At 61.7% G+C, this 17,735-nt stretch carries 18 protein-coding genes and 1 tRNA gene; 6 read left to right on the forward strand and 13 right to left on the reverse strand.

Annotated features, from left to right (window positions below):
- The first annotated feature begins 581 nt into the window (after window positions 1-581).
- A complete protein-coding gene (locus AC1RVY_RS18475; RefSeq protein ID WP_218297537.1) occupies window positions 582-785 on the forward strand; it encodes a hypothetical protein in 204 nt (67 codons plus the stop codon).
- A gap of 180 nt (window positions 786-965) precedes the next feature.
- Here the strand turns inward: AC1RVY_RS18475 and AC1RVY_RS18480 are convergent, their stop codons facing one another.
- The 10 genes from AC1RVY_RS18480 to thrS form a co-directional block, all read right to left on the reverse strand.
- On the reverse strand, window positions 966-1,265 hold the full coding sequence (locus tag AC1RVY_RS18480) for a single-stranded DNA-binding protein (protein WP_218297538.1): 300 nt from the start codon (window positions 1,263-1,265) through the stop codon (window positions 966-968).
- 245 nt (window positions 1,266-1,510) lie between these two features.
- A tRNA-Pro gene (locus AC1RVY_RS18485) sits at window positions 1,511-1,587 on the reverse strand.
- A gap of 30 nt (window positions 1,588-1,617) precedes the next feature.
- Window positions 1,618-2,052 (reverse strand): MerR family transcriptional regulator, encoded by a 435-nt coding sequence (locus tag AC1RVY_RS18490; protein WP_218297539.1) that lies wholly within the window; start codon window positions 2,050-2,052, stop codon window positions 1,618-1,620.
- Window positions 2,053-2,149: 97 nt separating this feature from the next.
- Window positions 2,150-2,476 (reverse strand): integration host factor subunit alpha, encoded by a 327-nt coding sequence (locus AC1RVY_RS18495; RefSeq protein ID WP_218297540.1) that lies wholly within the window; start codon window positions 2,474-2,476, stop codon window positions 2,150-2,152.
- A gap of 23 nt (window positions 2,477-2,499) precedes the next feature.
- Complete coding sequence (gene pheT, locus AC1RVY_RS18500; RefSeq protein WP_492807627.1) at window positions 2,500-4,947, reverse strand: phenylalanine--tRNA ligase subunit beta; 2,448 nt, start codon at window positions 4,945-4,947, stop codon at window positions 2,500-2,502.
- Window positions 4,948-5,075: 128 nt separating this feature from the next.
- Window positions 5,076-6,128 (reverse strand): phenylalanine--tRNA ligase subunit alpha, encoded by a 1,053-nt coding sequence (pheS, locus tag AC1RVY_RS18505; protein WP_218297542.1) that lies wholly within the window; start codon window positions 6,126-6,128, stop codon window positions 5,076-5,078.
- 101 nt (window positions 6,129-6,229) lie between these two features.
- Window positions 6,230-6,589 carry a 50S ribosomal protein L20 gene (rplT, locus tag AC1RVY_RS18510; protein ID WP_005795139.1) on the reverse strand — a complete coding sequence of 120 codons (360 nt, stop codon included), beginning with the start codon at window positions 6,587-6,589 and terminating at the stop codon, window positions 6,230-6,232.
- A 24-nt stretch (window positions 6,590-6,613) separates the two neighbouring features.
- The gene (gene rpmI / locus AC1RVY_RS18515) at window positions 6,614-6,817 is read right to left on the reverse strand and encodes a 50S ribosomal protein L35 (protein WP_056645539.1); all 204 of its coding nucleotides are present in this window, start codon (window positions 6,815-6,817) and stop codon (window positions 6,614-6,616) included.
- A gap of 184 nt (window positions 6,818-7,001) precedes the next feature.
- Complete coding sequence (gene infC, locus AC1RVY_RS18520) at window positions 7,002-7,610, reverse strand: translation initiation factor IF-3 (RefSeq protein ID WP_492807827.1); 609 nt, start codon at window positions 7,608-7,610, stop codon at window positions 7,002-7,004.
- Window positions 7,611-7,690: 80 nt separating this feature from the next.
- On the reverse strand, window positions 7,691-9,610 hold the full coding sequence (thrS, locus tag AC1RVY_RS18525) for a threonine--tRNA ligase (protein ID WP_492807630.1): 1,920 nt from the start codon (window positions 9,608-9,610) through the stop codon (window positions 7,691-7,693).
- A gap of 595 nt (window positions 9,611-10,205) precedes the next feature.
- Here thrS and AC1RVY_RS18530 point away from each other — a divergent pair.
- The 3 genes from AC1RVY_RS18530 to AC1RVY_RS18540 all read left to right on the forward strand — a co-directional run bounded on the left by AC1RVY_RS18530 (window position 10,206) and on the right by AC1RVY_RS18540 (window position 13,635).
- On the forward strand, window positions 10,206-11,141 hold the full coding sequence (locus tag AC1RVY_RS18530) for a glycosyltransferase family 2 protein (RefSeq protein ID WP_492807632.1): 936 nt from the start codon (window positions 10,206-10,208) through the stop codon (window positions 11,139-11,141).
- A 167-nt stretch (window positions 11,142-11,308) separates the two neighbouring features.
- Window positions 11,309-11,701, forward strand: coding sequence for a GtrA family protein (locus AC1RVY_RS18535; protein WP_218297545.1), 393 nt, complete (start codon window positions 11,309-11,311; stop codon window positions 11,699-11,701).
- 38 nt (window positions 11,702-11,739) lie between these two features.
- A complete protein-coding gene (locus tag AC1RVY_RS18540) occupies window positions 11,740-13,635 on the forward strand; it encodes an ArnT family glycosyltransferase (RefSeq protein ID WP_492807634.1) in 1,896 nt (631 codons plus the stop codon).
- Between the two features lie 310 nt (window positions 13,636-13,945).
- Here the strand turns inward: AC1RVY_RS18540 and AC1RVY_RS18545 are convergent, their stop codons facing one another.
- Both AC1RVY_RS18545 and aceA read right to left on the reverse strand, forming a co-directional pair.
- The gene (locus tag AC1RVY_RS18545) at window positions 13,946-14,578 is read right to left on the reverse strand and encodes a hypothetical protein (RefSeq protein ID WP_492807636.1); all 633 of its coding nucleotides are present in this window, start codon (window positions 14,576-14,578) and stop codon (window positions 13,946-13,948) included.
- Between the two features lie 142 nt (window positions 14,579-14,720).
- Window positions 14,721-16,052: an isocitrate lyase gene (aceA, locus tag AC1RVY_RS18550; protein WP_055402695.1), complete on the reverse strand. Its 1,332-nt coding sequence runs from the start codon at window positions 16,050-16,052 to the stop codon at window positions 14,721-14,723.
- Here aceA and AC1RVY_RS18555 point away from each other — a divergent pair.
- Entirely contained in the window at window positions 16,051-16,308 is a 258-nt protein-coding gene (locus AC1RVY_RS18555; RefSeq protein WP_492255210.1) for a hypothetical protein, read from the forward strand. The genes aceA and AC1RVY_RS18555 overlap by 2 nt on opposite strands.
- On the opposite strand, the gene AC1RVY_RS18560 is transcribed toward AC1RVY_RS18555, so the two are convergent.
- Window positions 16,309-16,731 carry a gamma-glutamylcyclotransferase family protein gene (locus AC1RVY_RS18560; RefSeq protein WP_492807638.1) on the reverse strand — a complete coding sequence of 141 codons (423 nt, stop codon included), beginning with the start codon at window positions 16,729-16,731 and terminating at the stop codon, window positions 16,309-16,311. It abuts the gene before it with no gap.
- An 88-nt stretch (window positions 16,732-16,819) separates the two neighbouring features.
- Here AC1RVY_RS18560 and AC1RVY_RS18565 point away from each other — a divergent pair, with 88 nt between their 5' ends.
- On the forward strand, window positions 16,820-17,722 hold the full coding sequence (locus AC1RVY_RS18565; protein ID WP_492807828.1) for a DMT family transporter: 903 nt from the start codon (window positions 16,820-16,822) through the stop codon (window positions 17,720-17,722).
- The last annotated feature ends 13 nt before the right edge of the window (window positions 17,723-17,735 follow it).

Below are 17,735 nucleotides of genomic sequence, written 5' to 3' on the forward strand. Positions count from 1 at the left end.
AGTGCAGGGATGCTGTGCATCGGCAGCCCCGAGGGAGGCAACCAGTGCACCTCACCCTCCGCAACGGCACGGGTGTGGATTGGAACGACCCCACGAGAGGCTCATAGCCTCGCTCGTCCGGGGGTTCCGCCATCATTAGCGGAGGGTGTTGGTCGGTCCGACGGCAGCTTCACCGGCAGACATGCAACGGTAGATCGCAATATCCATGCCGCCCTTTCAGCCCCTGCGGCCACATAGCGCTCGCCAGGAGCGGGCAAGCGGGTTGGCATCAGCGACCCGGCCGGCACGGAGTCGCATCAATGCGGTGCAAACCATCACCAAATCAGGGCATCGCCTCAGGTTGGGACAAATTGCCGCAGGCAGACCGCGTCGGAATGCCCCAGGGACAGCCAGGAGTTCTGGTACCTGGAACGCGTGCCGTGTGTTGGTTTGTTGCCATTCTTTCTTTTTCAAACGTGCCCGCCTCATGCAGACTGAGACGATGCAGTCCGGCCGGTCAGGACACCTGTTCAGTGCTCCTGAAAGGATGGCCAGCCAGGGCAGGAATCCCAGAGCTTTTTTCCTATATGAGGACTACCAACATGAGCGTGGAACGCAGAGGCAGCGCGGACAGGCGCAGCGGAAAGGACCGCCGGCAAGTGGAAAAAGGGCCGCCCACCAACTATGAACGCAGGCGCACGGTCGAAGCGCGGCAACCCGAGCTGACGGAACTGCACCTGAGCGAAGAAGAACTCAAGGCACTGGGATTCGCGCAGGACCAGCCTGCACCCCAAAAACCAACCTGATCGCTGCGACCTGGCAGCAGCCACGTTTTCAATGCTGTTTCGTGCGCGGCAGGGTATCCGTCGCAAGCACCGCCCAGGCAGGCGGCCGGACTCGCCCACCCTCTCCTCTTGCACCGCCCGCTGGCACGTCACGCCGCGGCGAGCGCGAGCCGCAGAATCAGTTTTGCATCGCCTTGTTTTTTATTCGCCGTGCAGCGTGAGCAGGCGGTGCGCGACCATGTCCAGCGCGGGCCGCGTGTTTCCCTGCTTGTCCGTCCAGACTCTTGGCGTGATGCTTCCCGCCAGCGCCACAGAGTCTCCATCGCGCAGGGCGTGCATGGAGGCGCAGACCCCTGCCTCAAATGCAATCACGTTGACGAACAGCGTCTCGCCATCCGCCGTGCTTGCTCGCACCTTGGAGACGGTAAAAGGCTTCCCGGCCTTGTCAGTACGCCGCTCGGCCTCGCCATACAGCCTGCCGGCCACCAGTCCATCGATCATGAGAGTCCTTTGCGGGGCGAGCCGCTACTTTGGTTTTGGCGGGTGCAACCGCAACACGGGCTGACCACATGTCAGCACTACCTCGACAGGGAGCCTGCTGATCAGCGGGGGCTCGGTATCGCCACCATGCCTGCACAGCACGCAGCAGCAAGCCGCCTTTCATTTCACCCCAGGCCGTGTGGCATGTTTTTCCGCGACCAAGCAAAAAAGCCCAGAACCTTTCGGTTCTGGGCTTTTGCTAACAATGGTCGGCGTGGCGGGATTCGAACTCGCGACCCCTTGCACCCCATGCAAGTGCGCTACCAGGCTGCGCTACACGCCGACAAGACTTAGATTATATGCAGAAAAAAGGTCAACCCAGAGAAAGTAGCGCCCGAATTTCAAATAATTCTTTGCGCACCGCATTGGAGTCCAGCGTGATGCCCATCGCATCGATGGAAAGATCGCGTGCACTGTCCACCAGCATGCTGGGCATCTCGGAATCAAACCCGTTCATCGCGCCGTCGGCCCCTGCCTCATCACGGGCGGGATGCGCAAGCTCCTGCAGGCGATTGCGCGCGCCACTGATGGTGAACCCCTGGTCATACAGCAGGTCCCGGATGCGGCGGATCATGAGCACTTCATGATGCTGGTAGTAGCGCCGGTTGCCACGCCGCTTCATCGGGCGCAGTTGAGTGAACTCCTGCTCCCAGTAACGCAATACATGGGGCTTGACGCCACAAAGCTCCGCGACCTCACCAATCGTGAAGTAGCGCTTGGCGGGGATCGAAGGAAGGGGGGTGCCCATGGGTGGTGGATTCAAACCGGTCAGCCAGCTAGCGTACTGCAGACGCGCACGGACCGCCAGTCATCGGCAACATTCTGGTCACAAAAACGGCACAAATTCACGATCCGGCAGCCGTCTGGATCTGTTCCTTGAGTTTGCTGCTGGCGTGAAACGTCACCACGCGGCGTGCCTTGATCGGAATGGCCTCGCCCGTGCGCGGGTTGCGCCCGGGCCGTGGTGCCTTGGTGCGAATCTGGAAGTTGCCGAAACCCGACAACTTCACATCCTTGCCCTCCACCAGGCTCTGCGAGATCAGGTCGAAGAATGCGTCGATCATGTCCTTGGACTCGCGCTTGTTCAAGCCAATCTGGTCAAACAGCAGATCGGCCAGTTGTGCCTTGGTCAGCGCTGGCGTTTCCAGGCTTTCGACGGCGAATTCGATCATGGCGTCAGCTCCCTTGAACATCATCAGACACGCAGCCGTGCGCCCATGCGCTGGGCCAATTGCCCCACCACCGCTTGAACAGCGGCATCGATCTCGGCCTCGGTGAGCGTCGCCTCGTCGCTGCCCAGAGTCAGGCGCACCGCCAGGCTCTTCTCCCCAGGAGCCAGGCCACCGGCGGGTGCATCTTCGCCCGCACGCAGCGCCTTGGGCCGGTACACATCGAACAGCACGGCCGAACGCAGCATTGCGCCGGGCACCGCTTGCTGGACCGCCGCCATGACCTCGGCATGGGTGACCCGCTCAGCGACCACCACCGCCAGATCACGTTCGACGGACTGGTGCTTGGCCACGGACTTGAATTGGGGCACTGCACGCTGCAATACAGCATCCAGTTCGAGTTCAAACATCACCGGCGCTTGCGGGAGCTCCCACGATTGGCGCCACTGCGGGTGCAGCTCGCCCACGAAACCCACGGCCCGCCCGTTGAGGAGCACCCGCGCGCAACGGCCGGGGTGCATCGCAGGATGGACGGCCGGCTCGAACGTGGCTTGCAGCGGCGCCAGCAAGGCCTCGAGATCGCCCTTCACATCGAAGAAGTCGATCGACTGCTCCTTGCGGCCCCACTGGAGCGCATCGTTGGGTCCATAAGCCAGACCGGCCACGCGCATGGGCTGGTGAAAGCCTTCCACCGTGGTGTCGGTGTTGGCCACGCTGGCATCCCGCAGGAACACACGGCCCAGCTCGAACACGCGCACGCGCTCGGCGCGGCGATCCAGGTTGAACTTGAGCACCTGCAGCAGCGAGCCCAGCAGGCTCGAGCGCATCACGCTCATCTGGCTGGCGATGGGGTTGAGCAGCTTGATGGGCTGCACGTTGGCCGCCAGCTCCCGCTCCCAGCGCTCTTCCACGAAGCTGAAGTTGATGGTTTCCTGGTAGCCCAGGCCCGCCAGCGTACGGTGCACGGCGAACGGGCTGCGCGTGGCCTCGGGCGGCAGCTTGGGGGTGATGGGGGCCAGCGGCGGCGTCGTGGGCAGGTTGTTGTAACCCACCATGCGCGCAACCTCTTCGATCAAGTCTTCTTCGATGGTGATGTCGAAGCGGTAGGCCGGTGGCGCCACGGTGAGAGTGCCATCGCCTTCCGTGAACGGCAGGCCCAGGCGCCTGAACACGTCCGCGCACTGCACCTGCGTGAGCGGCATGCCGATGACCTTGGCCGCGCGCGCCACGCGCAGCGTGACGGGCTGGGGCACGGGCAGGTTCACGCGCTGGTCGTCCATCGGGCCGCAGGCCGTCTCGGGCGTGCCGCAGATGTCGATCACCAGCTGGGTGATGCGCTCGATGTGCTCCACCGTCAGCGCAGGGTCCACGCCGCGCTCGAAGCGGTGGCCCGCATCGGTCGAGAAGTTGTAGCGGCGCGAACGCCCGGCCACTGCCTTGGGCCACCAGAAGGCAGCCTCGATGTAGATGTGCTTGGTGTCGTCCGAGACGGCGGTGGCGTCCCCGCCCATGATGCCGGCGAGCGACTCGACCTGCTGGCTGTCGGCGATCACGCCGACCTTTTCGTCGACGGTGATGGTGTTGCCGTTGAGCAGCTTGAGCGACTCGCCCGCCTTGCCCCAGCGCACATCCAGCCCGCCATGGATCTTGTCCAGGTCGAAGATGTGCGAGGGACGGCCCAGCTCGAACATCACGTAGTTGGAGATGTCCACCAGCGGCGACACGCCGCGCTGGCCGCAGCGCGCCAGGCGGTCGAGCATCCACTGCGGCGTGGTGGCGCGGGTGTTCACGTTGCGCACCACGCGGCCGCTGAAACGGCCGCACAGGTCAGGGGCACTGATCTTCACGGCCAGGGTGTCCGGGACTTTGGAGGCCACTGCCGGGAAGGCCGGCTGCGAGAGGGGCACGCCGGTCAGCGCGGAGACTTCGCGGGCGATGCCGTACACGCTCAGGCAGTGCGCCAGGTTGGGCGTGAGCTTGAGTGTGAACAGCGTGTCGTCCAGGTTCAGGTGCTCGCGGATGTCCTGGCCCACGGGCGCGGAGGCATCAAGTTCGAGCAGGCCGCCGTGGTCTTCCGACAGCTTGAGCTCGCGCGCCGAGCACAGCATGCCCTGGCTTTCCACACCGCGCAGCTTGCCGACCTTGATCAGGAAGGGCTTGCCGTCGTCGCCCGGCGGCAGCTCGGCGCCCACCAGGGCGCAGGGCACCTTGATGCCCACGCGCGCATTGGGTGCGCCGCACACGATGTTGAGCAGGGCGCCCTGCCCCACGTCCACCTGGCACACGCGCAGGCGGTCGGCATCGGGATGCTGCACGGCTTCCTTGATCTCGCCTACGACGATCTTCGCGAACGGCGGCGCCACGGGGCGCAGCTCCTCCACCTCCAGGCCGGCCATGGTCAGCGTCTCGGCCAGCTCGGCGGTCGAAAGGGGTGGGTTGCAGAACTCACGCAACCAGGATTCAGGGAATTGCATAGTCGAACTCTTGTACGGGGTCGTATACGGAAACTACCCTGCGCGGCCTCTCAGGACACATGCGCCAGGGTGAAAACGGCTGGGCGGACCGCCGGGCTGCCCGAATGGCAGCCGTCCGGCCCTGCTGGTTACTGGAACTGCGACAGAAAACGGATGTCGCCGTCAAAAAACAGGCGCAGGTCGTTCACGCCATAGCGCAGCATGGTCAGGCGGTCGGGGCCCATGCCGAAGGCAAAGCCGATGTATTTTTCGGGGTCCAGACCCATGTTGCGCACCACGTTCGGGTGCACCTGGCCGGAGCCGGCCACTTCCAGCCAGCGGCCGGCGAGCGGGCCGGTCTGGAACTGGATGTCGATCTCGGCGCTGGGCTCGGTGAAGGGGAAGAAGCTCGGGCGAAAGCGCAGCACCAGGTCGTCGCTTTCAAAGAAGGTGCGGCAAAACGCCGTGAAGATCACCTTCAGATCCTTGAAGCTCACGTTCTCGCCGATCCACAGGCCTTCGCACTGGTGGAACATGGGCGAGTGCGTGGCATCGCTGTCCACGCGGTAGGTGCGTCCCGGCGCGATGACGCGGATCTCGGGCATGGGCTGGCCGGCGTCGAGCAGCGCGCGGTGCTTCTTCACATGCTGCACCGCGTGGCGGATCTGCATGGGGCTCGTGTGCGTGCGCAGCAGGTTGGGCGCCTCGGGGGTGCCGCCTTCCACGTAGAAGGTGTCGTGCATGGAACGCGCGGGGTGGTCTTCCGGCGTGTTCAGTGCGGTGAAGTTGAACCAGTCGGTCTCGATCTCGGGGCCCTGGGCCACGTCGAAACCCATGGAGCCGAAGATGCCCTCGATGCGCTCGAGCGTGAGCGACACGGGGTGCAGGCCGCCCTGCCCGCGCTGGCGCCCTGGCAGGCTCACGTCCAGGGCCTCTGCCTTGAGCTGGACCTGCAGTTCCGCATCGGCCAATGCCTGGCGGCGCGCGGTGAGCGCGGCCTCGATGGCCTGCTTGGCGACGTTGATGGCGGCGCCGCGGGACTTCTTCTCATCCACCGACAGCTGCGCCATGCCCTTCATGAGCTCGGTCACGCGACCCGACTTGCCCAGGAACTGCGCCTTGGCATTTTCCAGATCAGCAGGGGTGGCGCTTTGGGCAAACAGTTGCGTCGCGCTCTCGACCAGGGAATCCAACTCGTTCATATCGACTCTTGAAAATGAACAAGGGCTAGCGCCTTTTCAAGCCCTAGCCCTTGCTGTTATTGCGCAAGCAGCTATCAAAAAGATAGCAGCTCATCGTGAACTCAAGCAGCCAGCTTGGCCTTGACTTGCTCCACGATGCTGCCAAAGGCAGCCTTGTCGTGCACTGCGAGGTCGGCCAGCATCTTGCGGTCGATCTCGATGGATGCCTTCTTCAGGCCGTTGGCGAACTGGCTGTAGGTCAGGCCCAGTTCACGGGCAGCGGCGTTGATACGGGCGATCCACAGCTGGCGGAACACGCGCTTCTTGGTGCGGCGGTCACGGTAGGCATATTGCCCAGCCTTCATTACCGCCTGTTTGGCGATGCGGAAGACGTTACCGCGGCGACCACGGAAGCCCTTGGCGAGGGCGAGAACTTTCTTGTGACGGGCACGGGCCGTTACACCACGTTTGACGCGAGGCATGTGAGTACTCCTTGTTCGTCGTTATTAAAGGCCAGCACCGGGCAGCATTTGTGCGATAGAGCCCATGTTGGTCTCATGCACAGCAACTGCACCACGCAGGTGGCGCTTGTTCTTGGTGGTCTTCTTGGTCAAGATGTGACGCTTGAAGGCTTGACCGCGCTTGACGGTGCCACCGGGACGAACGCGGAAACGTTTTTTCGCGCTGCTCTTGGTCTTCATTTTGGGCATGTGAATGCTCCTTTTCGTTGTGCTCGTGAGGCGTTTGCAAACCGATCTGCAAACTTGTTGGCCCCGAGCCACTTTTTCAGCCGGTATTCACCGGCTGTGCGGCAGTGCCTTCGCACTGCCTATCGCCGGAAGTGTCCCTTGCGGGCCACCCCAGGCAAATCTCTGTCTCTTCTGCGCGGGCCGCTCAGGCCGCACTGCCCGAAGGCGTGCTTTCAGCGGCTGCCGGCTTGGGTGCAGCAGGCTTCTTCTTGCCCGGCGCGATCATCATGATCATCTGGCGGCCTTCCAGCTTGGGAAACTGCTCGATGATGATGGAATCGGCCAGCTCATCGCGAATGCGGTTGAGCAGCGCCAGACCCAGTTCCTGGTGGGTGATTTCACGGCCACGGAAACGCAGCGTGATCTTGCACTTGTCACCATCGGCCAGGAAGCGGCGGATGTTGCGCATCTTGATGTTGTAGTCGCCATCGTCCGTGCCCGGACGGAATTTGACTTCCTTGATCTCGATCACCGTCTGCTTGGCCTTCGCCTCCGCAGCGCGCTTTTGCTCCTGGTACTTGAACTTGCCGTAGTCCATCAGGCGGCACACCGGCGGGTTCGCTGTGGCAGCGATTTCCACCAGATCCACATCCAGCTCGCCTGCCATGCGCAGGGCTTCCATGAGGCTGACCACGCCCAAAGGCTCATTCTCTGGCCCGGACAGACGGACTTCCGGGGCCATGATTTCACGGTTCAGGCGGTGCTTGCGCTCTTCACGGTGGCGACGATCACGAAATTCAGTAGCGATGGCTATCTTCCTTCAATCAAAATACTACAAAAAATGTAGCTACAACCGCACAGCTGGCATGCGACAAAGCACGTTTTGAATCAAACTCAGGCTTTGGTGGCGATGTCCTGGGCGATCAGCTCAGCGAACGCTTCGATGGACATCACTCCGAGGTCACGATTGCCCCGGCCGCGTACTGCAACGGCGCCTGCGGCCTTTTCCTTGTCGCCCGCGACGAGGATGTATGGCAGCTTTTGCAACGAATGCTCACGTATTTTATACGTAATCTTCTCATTGCGCAGATCGACCGCCACCCTAAGGTCTTGATTCGGCAGCGCTTTTTGCAGCTTTGCAGCAATTTCGCGACAGTAATCGGCCTGCGCATCGGTGATGTTGAGCACCGAAACCTGCACGGGCGCAAGCCACACCGGGAATGCGCCCGCATAGTGCTCGATCAGCATTCCGATGAAGCGCTCCATGCTGCCCACCGTGGCGCGGTGCAGCATCAACGGGCGCTTGCGGCTGCCGTCTTCGGCCACGTACTCGGCGTCCAGGCGCTCGGGCAGGTTGGGGTCGATCTGCATCGTGCCGCACTGCCATTGCCGGCCCAGCGCGTCCTTGAGCGTGTACTCGATCTTGGGCCCGTAGAAGGCGCCCTCGCCTTCGGCGATCTCGAACTCGCAGCCCGAATGGCGCAGGCCATCCATCAGTGCCTTCTCGGCGCGGTCCCACGATTCATCGGTACCGATGCGCGCCTCGGGCCGCGTGGCCACCTTGTAGATGATGTCGGTGAAGCCGAAGTCCTTGTAGACCTTCTGCACCAGCGCCGTGTAGTTGGCGCACTCTTCCAGCACCTGTTCTTCGGTGCAGAAGATGTGGCCGTCGTCCTGCGTGAAGCCGCGCACGCGCATGATGCCGTGCAGGCCGCCCGTGGGCTCGTTGCGGTGGCAGGCACCGAACTCGCCGTAGCGCAGCGGCAGGTCGCGGTAGCTCTTGATGCCCTGCTTGTAGATCAGGATGTGGCCGGGGCAGTTCATCGGCTTGAGCGCGTACTCGCGCTTTTCCGATTCGGTGGTGAACATGTTGTCGCGGTACTTGTCCCAGTGGCCCGTTTTCTCCCACAGGCTCTTGTCCAGGATCTGCGGCCCCTTGACCTCCTGGTAGCCGTTGTTGCGGTACACGCGGCGCATGTACTGCTCCACCTCCTGCCACAGCGCCCAGCCCTTGGGGTGCCAGAACACCGTGCCCGGCGAATGCTCGTCCATGTGGAACAGGTCCAGTTCGCGGCCAAGCTTGCGGTGGTCGCGCTTCTCGGCCTCTTCCAGCATCGTGAGGTATTGCTGCAGCTCCTCCTTGGAGGTCCAGGCCGTGCCATAGATGCGCTGCAGCATCTCGTTGCGGTGGTCGCCGCGCCAGTAGGCGCCTGCCACCTTCATGAGCTTGAAGAACTTGAGCTTGCCCGTGCTGGGCACGTGGGGGCCACGGCACAGGTCTTCGAAATTGCCTTCGCGGTACAGGCTCACATCTTCATTGCTGGGGATGCTGGCAATGATCTCGGCCTTGTAGTGCTCCCCCAGGCCCTTGAAGTAGGCCACGGCTTCGTCGCGCGGCAGCACGCGCCGCACCACGGGTTCGTCCTTGGCGGCCAGCTCGGCCATGCGCTTTTCGATGGCCACCAGGTCTTCAGGCGTGAAAGGACGCTTGTACGCGAAGTCGTAGAAGAAGCCGTTTTCGATCACCGGGCCGATGGTCACCTGCGCCTCGGGGAACAATTCCTTGACGGCATAGGCCAGCAAGTGGGCCGTGGAGTGGCGGATGACTTCCAGCCCATCGGCATCCTTGGCCGTCACGATCGCCAGCGGGCTGTCGGCCGTGATCTGGTAGCTGGTGTCCACCACCTTGTCGCCAATCTTGCCGGCCAGGGCGGCTTTGGCCAGGCCCGAACCAATGGATGCGGCCACTTCGGCCACCGTGACCGGACCCGGGAATTCGCGCTGCGAGCCGTCGGGAAGCGTGATGTGAATCATGGGATAACTCTTTCTTTTCGATCAGTGCAATGGGTGCGGGCACGCGCCAGGCCCAAAAACAAAAAAGCGCGGAACGGGTCCGCGCTTTCTGGAGGAGGTGTGCAATCTCGTGCAGGCGCGAACAGCCAGCCTCAACGGCCGGTCAACATCTCCGATGTAGTTCGCGGTGTCATAACCAGATTGCCTTTCTCGCTCTTGTGCAGTGAATTTGCCTTCATTTTACCCCTGCCGCCCTGGATCCTCCATTTGTGCCGGCGTTTACCCGGGGTTCAATGGTTTTTGCGCCACACAGTTGCGTTGCAAATACACGCCACCGCCCTCGCGAACACCGCGTGATGCCTGGCGGCTCGCCAAAATGTGAGACAGTAATGCAGTAATGCAGTAATGCGCGCGAGCGCAGGCAGCACTCGAAACGACAGCGATACCACGCCCAGATGCCTGGCGAAGATGCCCCTGTGTGTATTGGCGCGTGACTTGACTTGCCTGCAAGGGCCGCCAGTGCTCTTGCCAGGACACGACCGCGCGCTCAGCCCGTGCAACGCACGCCCGCCCTGCAGACCAGCCGCCACGGGCCCATTGGCTTATGAGAACGTTTATGCACCCAGAGATTTCCGTCGTCATCCCGGTCTACTGCGAAGAAAAGGGAATCCACGTCACGCTGCACGAAGTGGATAGATTCCTCAGCGCGACAGCATCTTCCTGGGAAATCGTGGTGGTGGATGACGGGTCTCGCGATGACACCTGGGGCCAGCTCAGCGCCATCTCCCAGAAAATTCCGCAGTTGAGGGCCCTGAAGCTGAGCCGCAACTTTGGAAAGGAGGCCGCGGTCTCCGCGGGAATGGAAGCCGCCAGGGGCAAGGCGGTTGTCATCATGGATGGAGACATGCAGCACCCCCCTTCCCTGCTGCCCCAGATGATCGAAACATGGCGCAGCGGCACGGTCGACATCGTGGAGGCCGTCAAATCGAACAGGGGCGACGAAACCCGCCTGTCTGCGGCACGCGCCAAGCTCTTCTACTTCATATTGAGGGTGTTCTCCGGCCACGACCTCAAGGGTGCCTCAGACTACAAACTGCTGGACCGGCGGGTTGTCGACGCCTATCTCACCATGAAGGAGCGCAACGTTTTCTTCAGGGGCATGGTGAGCTGGATGGGTTTCCGCTCGATCCAGATTCCTTTCGAAGTGGAACCGCGGGTCGCTGGAGACTCCGGCTGGTCCGTCTTCGGATTGATCCGCCTTGCGGCCGTGGCAGTCACCAGTTTTAGCTCCTTCCCCCTGCACCTGATCACGATTTTCGGCGCGGTATTTCTGTGTTTCTCTGTGCTCCTGGGCATGCACACCATTTACATGAAACTGAGTGGAATGGCGGTTGACGGATTCACCACGGTCATACTGCTGCTGCTGATCATCGGCAGTTTTCTGATGATGGGCCTGGGAATCATTGGCGAATACCTGGCACGCATCTATGACGAAGTGAAGTACCGCCCGCGATACATCGTTTCCACGGAACTGCCCAAGGACGGGCCTTGACCCGATAAGCACCGGTGCCGCCAGGGCAGCGCCACTGTGCCTGGCACGGGAACACCATCCATGGCATGCCAGCAGACGGCCGGTGAAAGCAAACCTTTGTGGCAACAGCCCTTCCGCCACCGCCTGCCGCAAGCCCACACTCACAATTACGGATACCCGCCACTGCCATGCCAAAGCTATCAAAGCTCCTTCGCTACGGCGTCGTGGGCGTTATCGGGGCGGTGTCGCACATGTCCACGCTCTTCCTCCTGGTGGAATTCGATTTCGCGGGCCCTGTCGTCGCCACCACCGCCGGGTTTCTGGTGGCGCTGCTGATCTCCTACGCAATGAACAGGATATGGACGTTCGGCTTCACCGGAAGCTATTGGGCATCGCTCGTCAAGTACTGCATCGTCTCGGTGATCGGACTGGGCCTGAACATCCTCATCATCAAGCTGTTCACGGACTATCTGGGCCTGTGGTACGGATGGGGAGCCTTCTTCGCCGTGGGCGCCGTCGCACTCAACAATTTTGTTCTGAACAACGCCTGGACCTTCACCCAGAAAGCCCCGTCCCGTTGATGCCACACGGCAGATAGCTGTCTGCCAAGAACATCCACATGGAAACAGAAGACATGCCGACAGCACCCCCTCCATCTGCCGACAGATCGCCGAGTCATTGGATTGCACTGCTCTTCATCGCGCTGCTGGGCGCGATCCAGATCTATTTTTACGACATCACGTTCCACGGCCCGGATCAGATCAGGGACATGGAAATTGCACGGAAGCTGATTCACAACGGCGAATGGCCCTTGCGCGGCCCTCCACTTTTTGGAGAACGCCTGAGCCTGCCCCCCGGGTTTTACTATCTGCTCGCGGCACCCCTGCTGATCCGGGACAGCGAAGTTTCCGTATTCATCGCCTTCGGCATCCTCTTCGCGTTGTCGGTGTGGTACCTGTGGAGGAACATCAGCGCCTGTTTCGGCCCGCGGTGTGCGCTTGCCTACGCCGTGCTGGCATTCCCGGTCTTTTCATCGCTGTATACCCACAGCGCCTGGAATCCAGCACTGGTCATGACACTCAGCAACGTGGTTCTGGGTCTGTTCATCCAGCTCGTGCAACATCGCCGCCACGACTGGCTGGCACTTCCCCTCGTTGCATTCCTGCTGGTGCAGATCCATCCCTCTGCCGCACCGCTGCTCGTGGGTTTTGCAGCCTACGTGCTGCTGAACCCTCGTGTGCTCTCAAGCCCCAAGACGATCACCACCGTGCTCGTCATCATCGGCATGACGGCGTTGTGGGCCGTCAAGTCAGGCATCGTGGAAAAACTCCAATCCACAGCACCCCATCCAGCCGCAGCGCAACCCACCCAGGGGTGGCTCACCAATCTCCTGGATGTCGGCAAGTGGCACGACGTCCTCCTGATGCCCTACAGCACCATCGCGGCGATAGAGCCTGCCATAGCACCCTTGAAAATCCTCACGGGAATCCTGCTCGCGGTGATGCTGGCCGGACTCCTGCTGAGCATCGCCGCCTGCCGCACGGACCGCACCATTCGCTGGATATGGGCCACCACGGTGCTCTGGTTCGCGATGTCCATGGCGTTCCTGAGCCAGGGAGCCTTCTGGCACCTGGACGTCATACATCCCTGGCTTGCCTTGCTGGCTGCTTTCGGGCTGGCACGCGCAAGCGACAGGCTGCTGCTCTCCAGCCTGCGCTTTCACGGCCTGGCTGTCGCAGCCTTCGTGCTGGTCCTTTCGGCGCACGTACTTTTCTATGGCCAGCTTGAAAAACGCGGAAAGTACGACCTCCTGGTGGCCCCCTTGTTCTTCCCGAAGCTGGAAGAGGCGGGCTTCAAGATCCCGGGATATACATACAGATACCTGAACGACCTGCGCACAGCCCTGGCCGACCGGGGCATATGCCAGGCCGACATTGCAGGCCTGAGCTCCATGCTGGTGCGCGATGCCACGAACAGGACATTCCAGTTGCCTTCATGCGCCCCGGCAACCCCGCAGTCTCAGGACTATTTCATCCACTCCCGGCAGGATGCGGCGAGGTTTGATTTCACGAAGGGGCTGGAGATCGTCGATTCCGTCGGCGAGACGGATATCCATGCAGTAAGACCGCTGGGCATCAAGATCAACGGCATCGCCACGCACAGTGTCACATCGGACAGCAAGCTCGACTACATGACGTACCTGCCGGCACGGCTTGAAGGCGGGCTGACTATCGCACTTGCGCACCAACCGGAAATCACCCTGCGCGTGGCGTTGCGCTGCGGCAGGGACTATCCGATGCAGGAGCCAGAAAGCTGGGTACTCCAAGGCGCCAGCATCAAGAAGCCGCTGGTATCCGCGCACCACAGGTACCTGGGGTCCAACTACTACGATCTGGAGTGGACGCTTGCCTTGCCTCCCGGCGCATCGGACGCCACCGTCTCGTCGACGCTGGGCGCCATTGATTGCGATGTGTCGGCCATCGCCCGCGCGCCCACCGCGCAAGCTGCGCCGTGACGGCGGTAGTGCCCACCTTCGCCCCGTAGAGCGGGCACCTCACTGCGCCTGCCATTCGAGGAGCGGTGGAAGCTGCGGCGAAACCCCATGAAAAAAGCCACCCCGCAGGGTGGCTTCTTGTCTTGCTGTCTCCCCATCCCCCTGTGCGGGGGACGCCGGATCAGTGGAACTGCTCTTCTTCGGTCGAACCCGTCAGGGCCTTCACGCTGCGAACCGTCCTGGATCACCTCGGTCACGTCACACAAAATCTATGGAATCCCGGAGTTTGAGGGGATGCGAGCGTCTAGCTGCCGCGTTAGGCCGAGTAGCCCTAAGAGTCGGGAGAGAGGAGATGGTACCTTCTCTCAATCTCAGGCAGCAGACGCTGAATAACTTCGCTCAACTCAACGCACTGTATTGGCGTCATCACGGGAACAGTCATGGAAACTCCTTGCGACCTGTGCTGCACAGCAAATGCGTTTCCTTGTGCATGCGCTACCGCATCATTGCGGAAATCTTCGACCGCAGCTAGCCAGCTTCGAAATCGCAGCAGTTCTTCCCGCACAGGAAACGCGGCTACTTCAAGTTCTTCTCTTAGTGCCTTAATCTCTGGAGACTTGTTGCCCGCCACTTGATCACCGTCCGCATAACCGCTGTTGTATAGCTGCATGAAGTACACCGCAGCCAGTTTGTTCAGATGCATCGCAGCCTCGGAACATTCGCGCGGCAACGGCAATACGCGGTCGTAGCTAGCGAGCACTACAGCATCATCCGCGTAAGCCACTAGACGAGAGTATGGCCGCCCTGTTTGCGCTTCATAATGCTGATGCTGAGCCCTTTCGGTCGCCAAGATTGCGTCAGCTTCCGCCGCATACAGCAAGCGCGCCGCCAACTCTAGACAGGATTGCGCATCAACTAGAGCGGATATCCAGAGCAGTAAGCGCCCTCTCAATTCTTGACTCACAGTTAATCGTAAAAAAGTTGAAGAAGTGACAAATACCCCAGAGCCCTTTAGCGGGCGCTGGGGTGCATGCTGATTGGTGGTCCTGGGAAGAACTACACCACCGACACAAGGATTTTCAATCCTCGTGTCACTTGACCACAGATCAGTGGAACTGCTCTTCTTCGGTCGAACCCGTCAGGGCCTTCACGGAGGACGAGCCGCCCTGGATCACCGTGGTCACGTCGTCGAAGTAGCCTGCGCCCACTTCCTGCTGGTGCGACACGAAGGTGTAGCCCTTTTCGCGTGCTGCGAATTCTGGCTCTTGCACCATCTCGGTGTAGTGCTTCATGCCTTCGCCCTGGGCATATGCATGGGCGAACTGGAAGGTGTTGAACCAGTTGATGTGGATGCCGGCCAGCGTGATGAACTGGTACTTGTAGCCCAGTGCCGACAGGTCTTCCTGGAACGAAGCGATCTGCTTGTCGTTGAGGTTCTTCTTCCAGTTGAACGATGGCGAGCAGTTGTACGACAGCAGCTTGCCGGGGCAAGCGGCGTGCACGGCCTGGGCGAATTCACGGGCGAAGCCGATGTCCGGCACGCCGGTTTCGCACCACACCAGGTCGGCGTAGGGGGCGTAGGCCACGCCACGGCTGATGGCTTGCTCCAGGCCGTTCTTGACGCGGTAGAAGCCTTCTTGCGTGCGCTCACCAGTCAGGAAAGGCTTGTCGTTGGCGTCGTGGTCGGACGTGATCAGGTTGGCGGCTTCGGCGTCGGTGCGGGCCAGCACGATGGTGGACACGCCCATCACGTCGGCCGCGAAGCGTGCGGAAATCAGCTTCTCGCAGGCTTCCTGCGTGGGCACCAGCACCTTGCCACCCATGTGGCCACACTTCTTCACGGCCGCCAGCTGGTCTTCGAAGTGAACGCCTGCGGCGCCCGACTGGATCATGTTCTTCATCAGTTCGAACGCATTCAGCACGCCGCCGAAACCGGCTTCCGCATCGGCCACGATGGGCAGGAAGTAGTCGATGAATTCCTTGTCGCCGGGGTTGATGCCACGGCCCCACTGGATTTCGTCGGCACGCTTGAAGGTGTTGTTGATACGGCGGACCATGGTCGGCACCGAGTCATACGCGTACAGCGACTGGTCGGGGTACATCGTTTCGCTGGTGTTGCCGTCGGCGGCCACTTGCCAGCCCGACAGGTACACGGCTTCGAGGCCTGCCTTGGCCTGCTGCATGGCCTGGCCGGCGGAGATGGCGCCAAACGCGTTCACGTAGCCCTTCTTGGCGCCGCCGTTGATCTTGTCCCACAGCTTTTCAGCGCCACGCTTGGCCAGCGTGTGCTCGATGGGCAGCGAGCCGCGCAGGCGCACCACGTCAGCGGCGGAGTAGCCGCGCTTCACACCCTTCCAGCGGGGGTTGGTCGCCCAGTCTTTTTCCAGGGCGGCAATTTGCTGTTCGCGGCTCAGTTGTTCGTTGAGGGATTGGGGCATGAGATCACTCCAGGGGTTGGTTGAAAACGCCGGGCTGCTGCGTGCTGCCCTTGGGGACAACTTTAAGTCTTCTATAAGACCTGCGCAAGCTCTTATGTCTTATAGAAGAGATAAATTTTCTTCTTTCAAAACAACAGCTTACACACAACATTTCTCAATACAGAAATTGATTTCTCATATCGAGAAAAATTGCGGCAATGCAACATCTATCGTATTCCAAATCATGAAATCCAATTTCCGCATTGCAAAAGATTGATCAAGAATCGGCTGGCGGCTGCAGAGCCTGCAGCCAATCCCCCCCGGCGATGCGCTGGGCGGACTCCACGTACCTCGGGTTGACCTCATAGACTAGGCAGGAAACGCTGCGTCCTTCGACCTCGACCACGATGTCGCGCTTGGCATATTCGTCGCTCGGATTGGCGCCCAGGTCCTCGATCTCGTCCAGAACGGATTCCAGGGCCGGCGCGATGGCATAGACCTCGCCGGTCACCCACCGCCCTCCACCCAGCGTCATGCCGGGATACCCCCCGAGGTGATAGAGGCTGCCCGCCACCCGGGCCATCCCGATGAACCTTGGCGCCGGCCGCAGGCGGTTGATGTCGTTGGTGCCGCCGCGCCGCAGCGTTCCATAGACAAAGACATGGCGTGCGGGGGGGGCGGGCACGGATTCGTCGGGCATGATGCGCACTCTTTTTCGTTGAACGATCACCAGTCTAGTGAACACCACGCCCAGCCGCCCCTTCGCCTACGTGTGCCTGGCCCTCAGCATGGCGCTGGTCGGCAGCTATGTGGCACTGTCCAAGCCCCTGGCGACGGCACTGCCCGTGTTCCTGCTCGCATGGCTGCGCTTTGGCATTGGCGGCTTGGCGATGCTGCACTGGCTCAGAAAGCCTGTGGAGGAACCCCCGCTCACACGGCAAACCCGGCGGCTGCTGTTTCTGCAATCGTTTCTGGGCAACTTCCTGTTCACCGTCTGCATGCTGTACGGCGTGAGCCTGACCAACGCCGTCTCGGCCGGCGTCACCCTGGCCGCGATACCTGCTGCGGTGGCCGTGATGGGCTGGGTCTTCCTGCGCGAGAAGGTCGCGCCGCGCACCTGGGCGGCCGTGGCCTGCGCAGTGGCCGGCATTGTCTTGTTTTCGCTATCAACACAAGAGCATTCAGCGCACATTGCACAAACGCCAGATGCCCAAAACATGCAAGATCTGGCATGGCTGGGCCCCTTGCTTCTGGTGGGTGCCGTGGTGTGCGAGGCCGCCTATACGGTGATCGGAAAGAAGCTCACGGGCAGCCTCGGGCCCAAACGCATCACCTCGCTCATCAACCTGTGGGGCTTCGTGCTGTCCACCCCCTTCGGCCTGTATGCGGCCTGGCAATTCGACTTTGCCGCCGTGGGCTGGGGCACGTGGACGCTGCTGGTGTTCTACGCGCTGGCCGCCTGCGTGTGGACGGTCTGGCTGTGGATGACCGGCCTCAAGGCCGTCCCGGCGGCGCAGGGGGGCGTTTTTTCGGTGATGCTGCCTGTCAGCGCGGCCCTCGTGGGCGTGCTGGTGCTCGGCGAATCGCTCACAGGCCTGCAATGGGCGGCATTTGCCATTGCCCTGGCCAGCGTGCTGATGGCCACCCTGCCCTCACGCGCTGCCTTGCGCGTGGGCCGGCGTGCCAGCTGAGGCGCGGCCCACG

The sequence above is a fragment of the Acidovorax sp. GW821-FHT11A03 genome, assembly GCF_058809075.1.

What these genes read in the sequence shown, in the direction of transcription:
- pheS (WP_218297542.1), bottom strand. Translation starts at nt 6,128, where the DNA reads ATGAACGAGTTGGATTCCCTGGTCGAGAGCGCGACGCAACTGTTTGCC.
- AC1RVY_RS18475 (WP_218297537.1), top strand. Translation starts at nt 582, where the DNA reads ATGAGCGTGGAACGCAGAGGCAGCGCGGACAGGCGCAGCGGAAAGGAC.
- rpmI (WP_056645539.1), bottom strand. Translation starts at nt 6,817, where the DNA reads ATGCCCAAAATGAAGACCAAGAGCAGCGCGAAAAAACGTTTCCGCGTT.
- AC1RVY_RS18555 (WP_492255210.1), top strand. Translation starts at nt 16,051, where the DNA reads ATGAGATCACTCCAGGGGTTGGTTGAAAACGCCGGGCTGCTGCGTGCT.
- AC1RVY_RS18540 (WP_492807634.1), top strand. Translation starts at nt 11,740, where the DNA reads ATGGAAACAGAAGACATGCCGACAGCACCCCCTCCATCTGCCGACAGA.
- AC1RVY_RS18495 (WP_218297540.1), bottom strand. Translation starts at nt 2,476, where the DNA reads ATGATCGAATTCGCCGTCGAAAGCCTGGAAACGCCAGCGCTGACCAAG.
- AC1RVY_RS18530 (WP_492807632.1), top strand. Translation starts at nt 10,206, where the DNA reads ATGCACCCAGAGATTTCCGTCGTCATCCCGGTCTACTGCGAAGAAAAG.
- AC1RVY_RS18565 (WP_492807828.1), top strand. Translation starts at nt 16,820, where the DNA reads ATGGCGCTGGTCGGCAGCTATGTGGCACTGTCCAAGCCCCTGGCGACG.
- pheT (WP_492807627.1), bottom strand. Translation starts at nt 4,947, where the DNA reads ATGCAATTCCCTGAATCCTGGTTGCGTGAGTTCTGCAACCCACCCCTT.
- AC1RVY_RS18535 (WP_218297545.1), top strand. Translation starts at nt 11,309, where the DNA reads ATGCCAAAGCTATCAAAGCTCCTTCGCTACGGCGTCGTGGGCGTTATC.
- rplT (WP_005795139.1), bottom strand. Translation starts at nt 6,589, where the DNA reads ATGCCTCGCGTCAAACGTGGTGTAACGGCCCGTGCCCGTCACAAGAAA.
- AC1RVY_RS18490 (WP_218297539.1), bottom strand. Translation starts at nt 2,052, where the DNA reads ATGGGCACCCCCCTTCCTTCGATCCCCGCCAAGCGCTACTTCACGATT.
- AC1RVY_RS18480 (WP_218297538.1), bottom strand. Translation starts at nt 1,265, where the DNA reads ATGATCGATGGACTGGTGGCCGGCAGGCTGTATGGCGAGGCCGAGCGG.
- thrS (WP_492807630.1), bottom strand. Translation starts at nt 9,610, where the DNA reads ATGATTCACATCACGCTTCCCGACGGCTCGCAGCGCGAATTCCCGGGT.
- AC1RVY_RS18560 (WP_492807638.1), bottom strand. Translation starts at nt 16,731, where the DNA reads ATGCCCGACGAATCCGTGCCCGCCCCCCCCGCACGCCATGTCTTTGTC.
- aceA (WP_055402695.1), bottom strand. Translation starts at nt 16,052, where the DNA reads ATGCCCCAATCCCTCAACGAACAACTGAGCCGCGAACAGCAAATTGCC.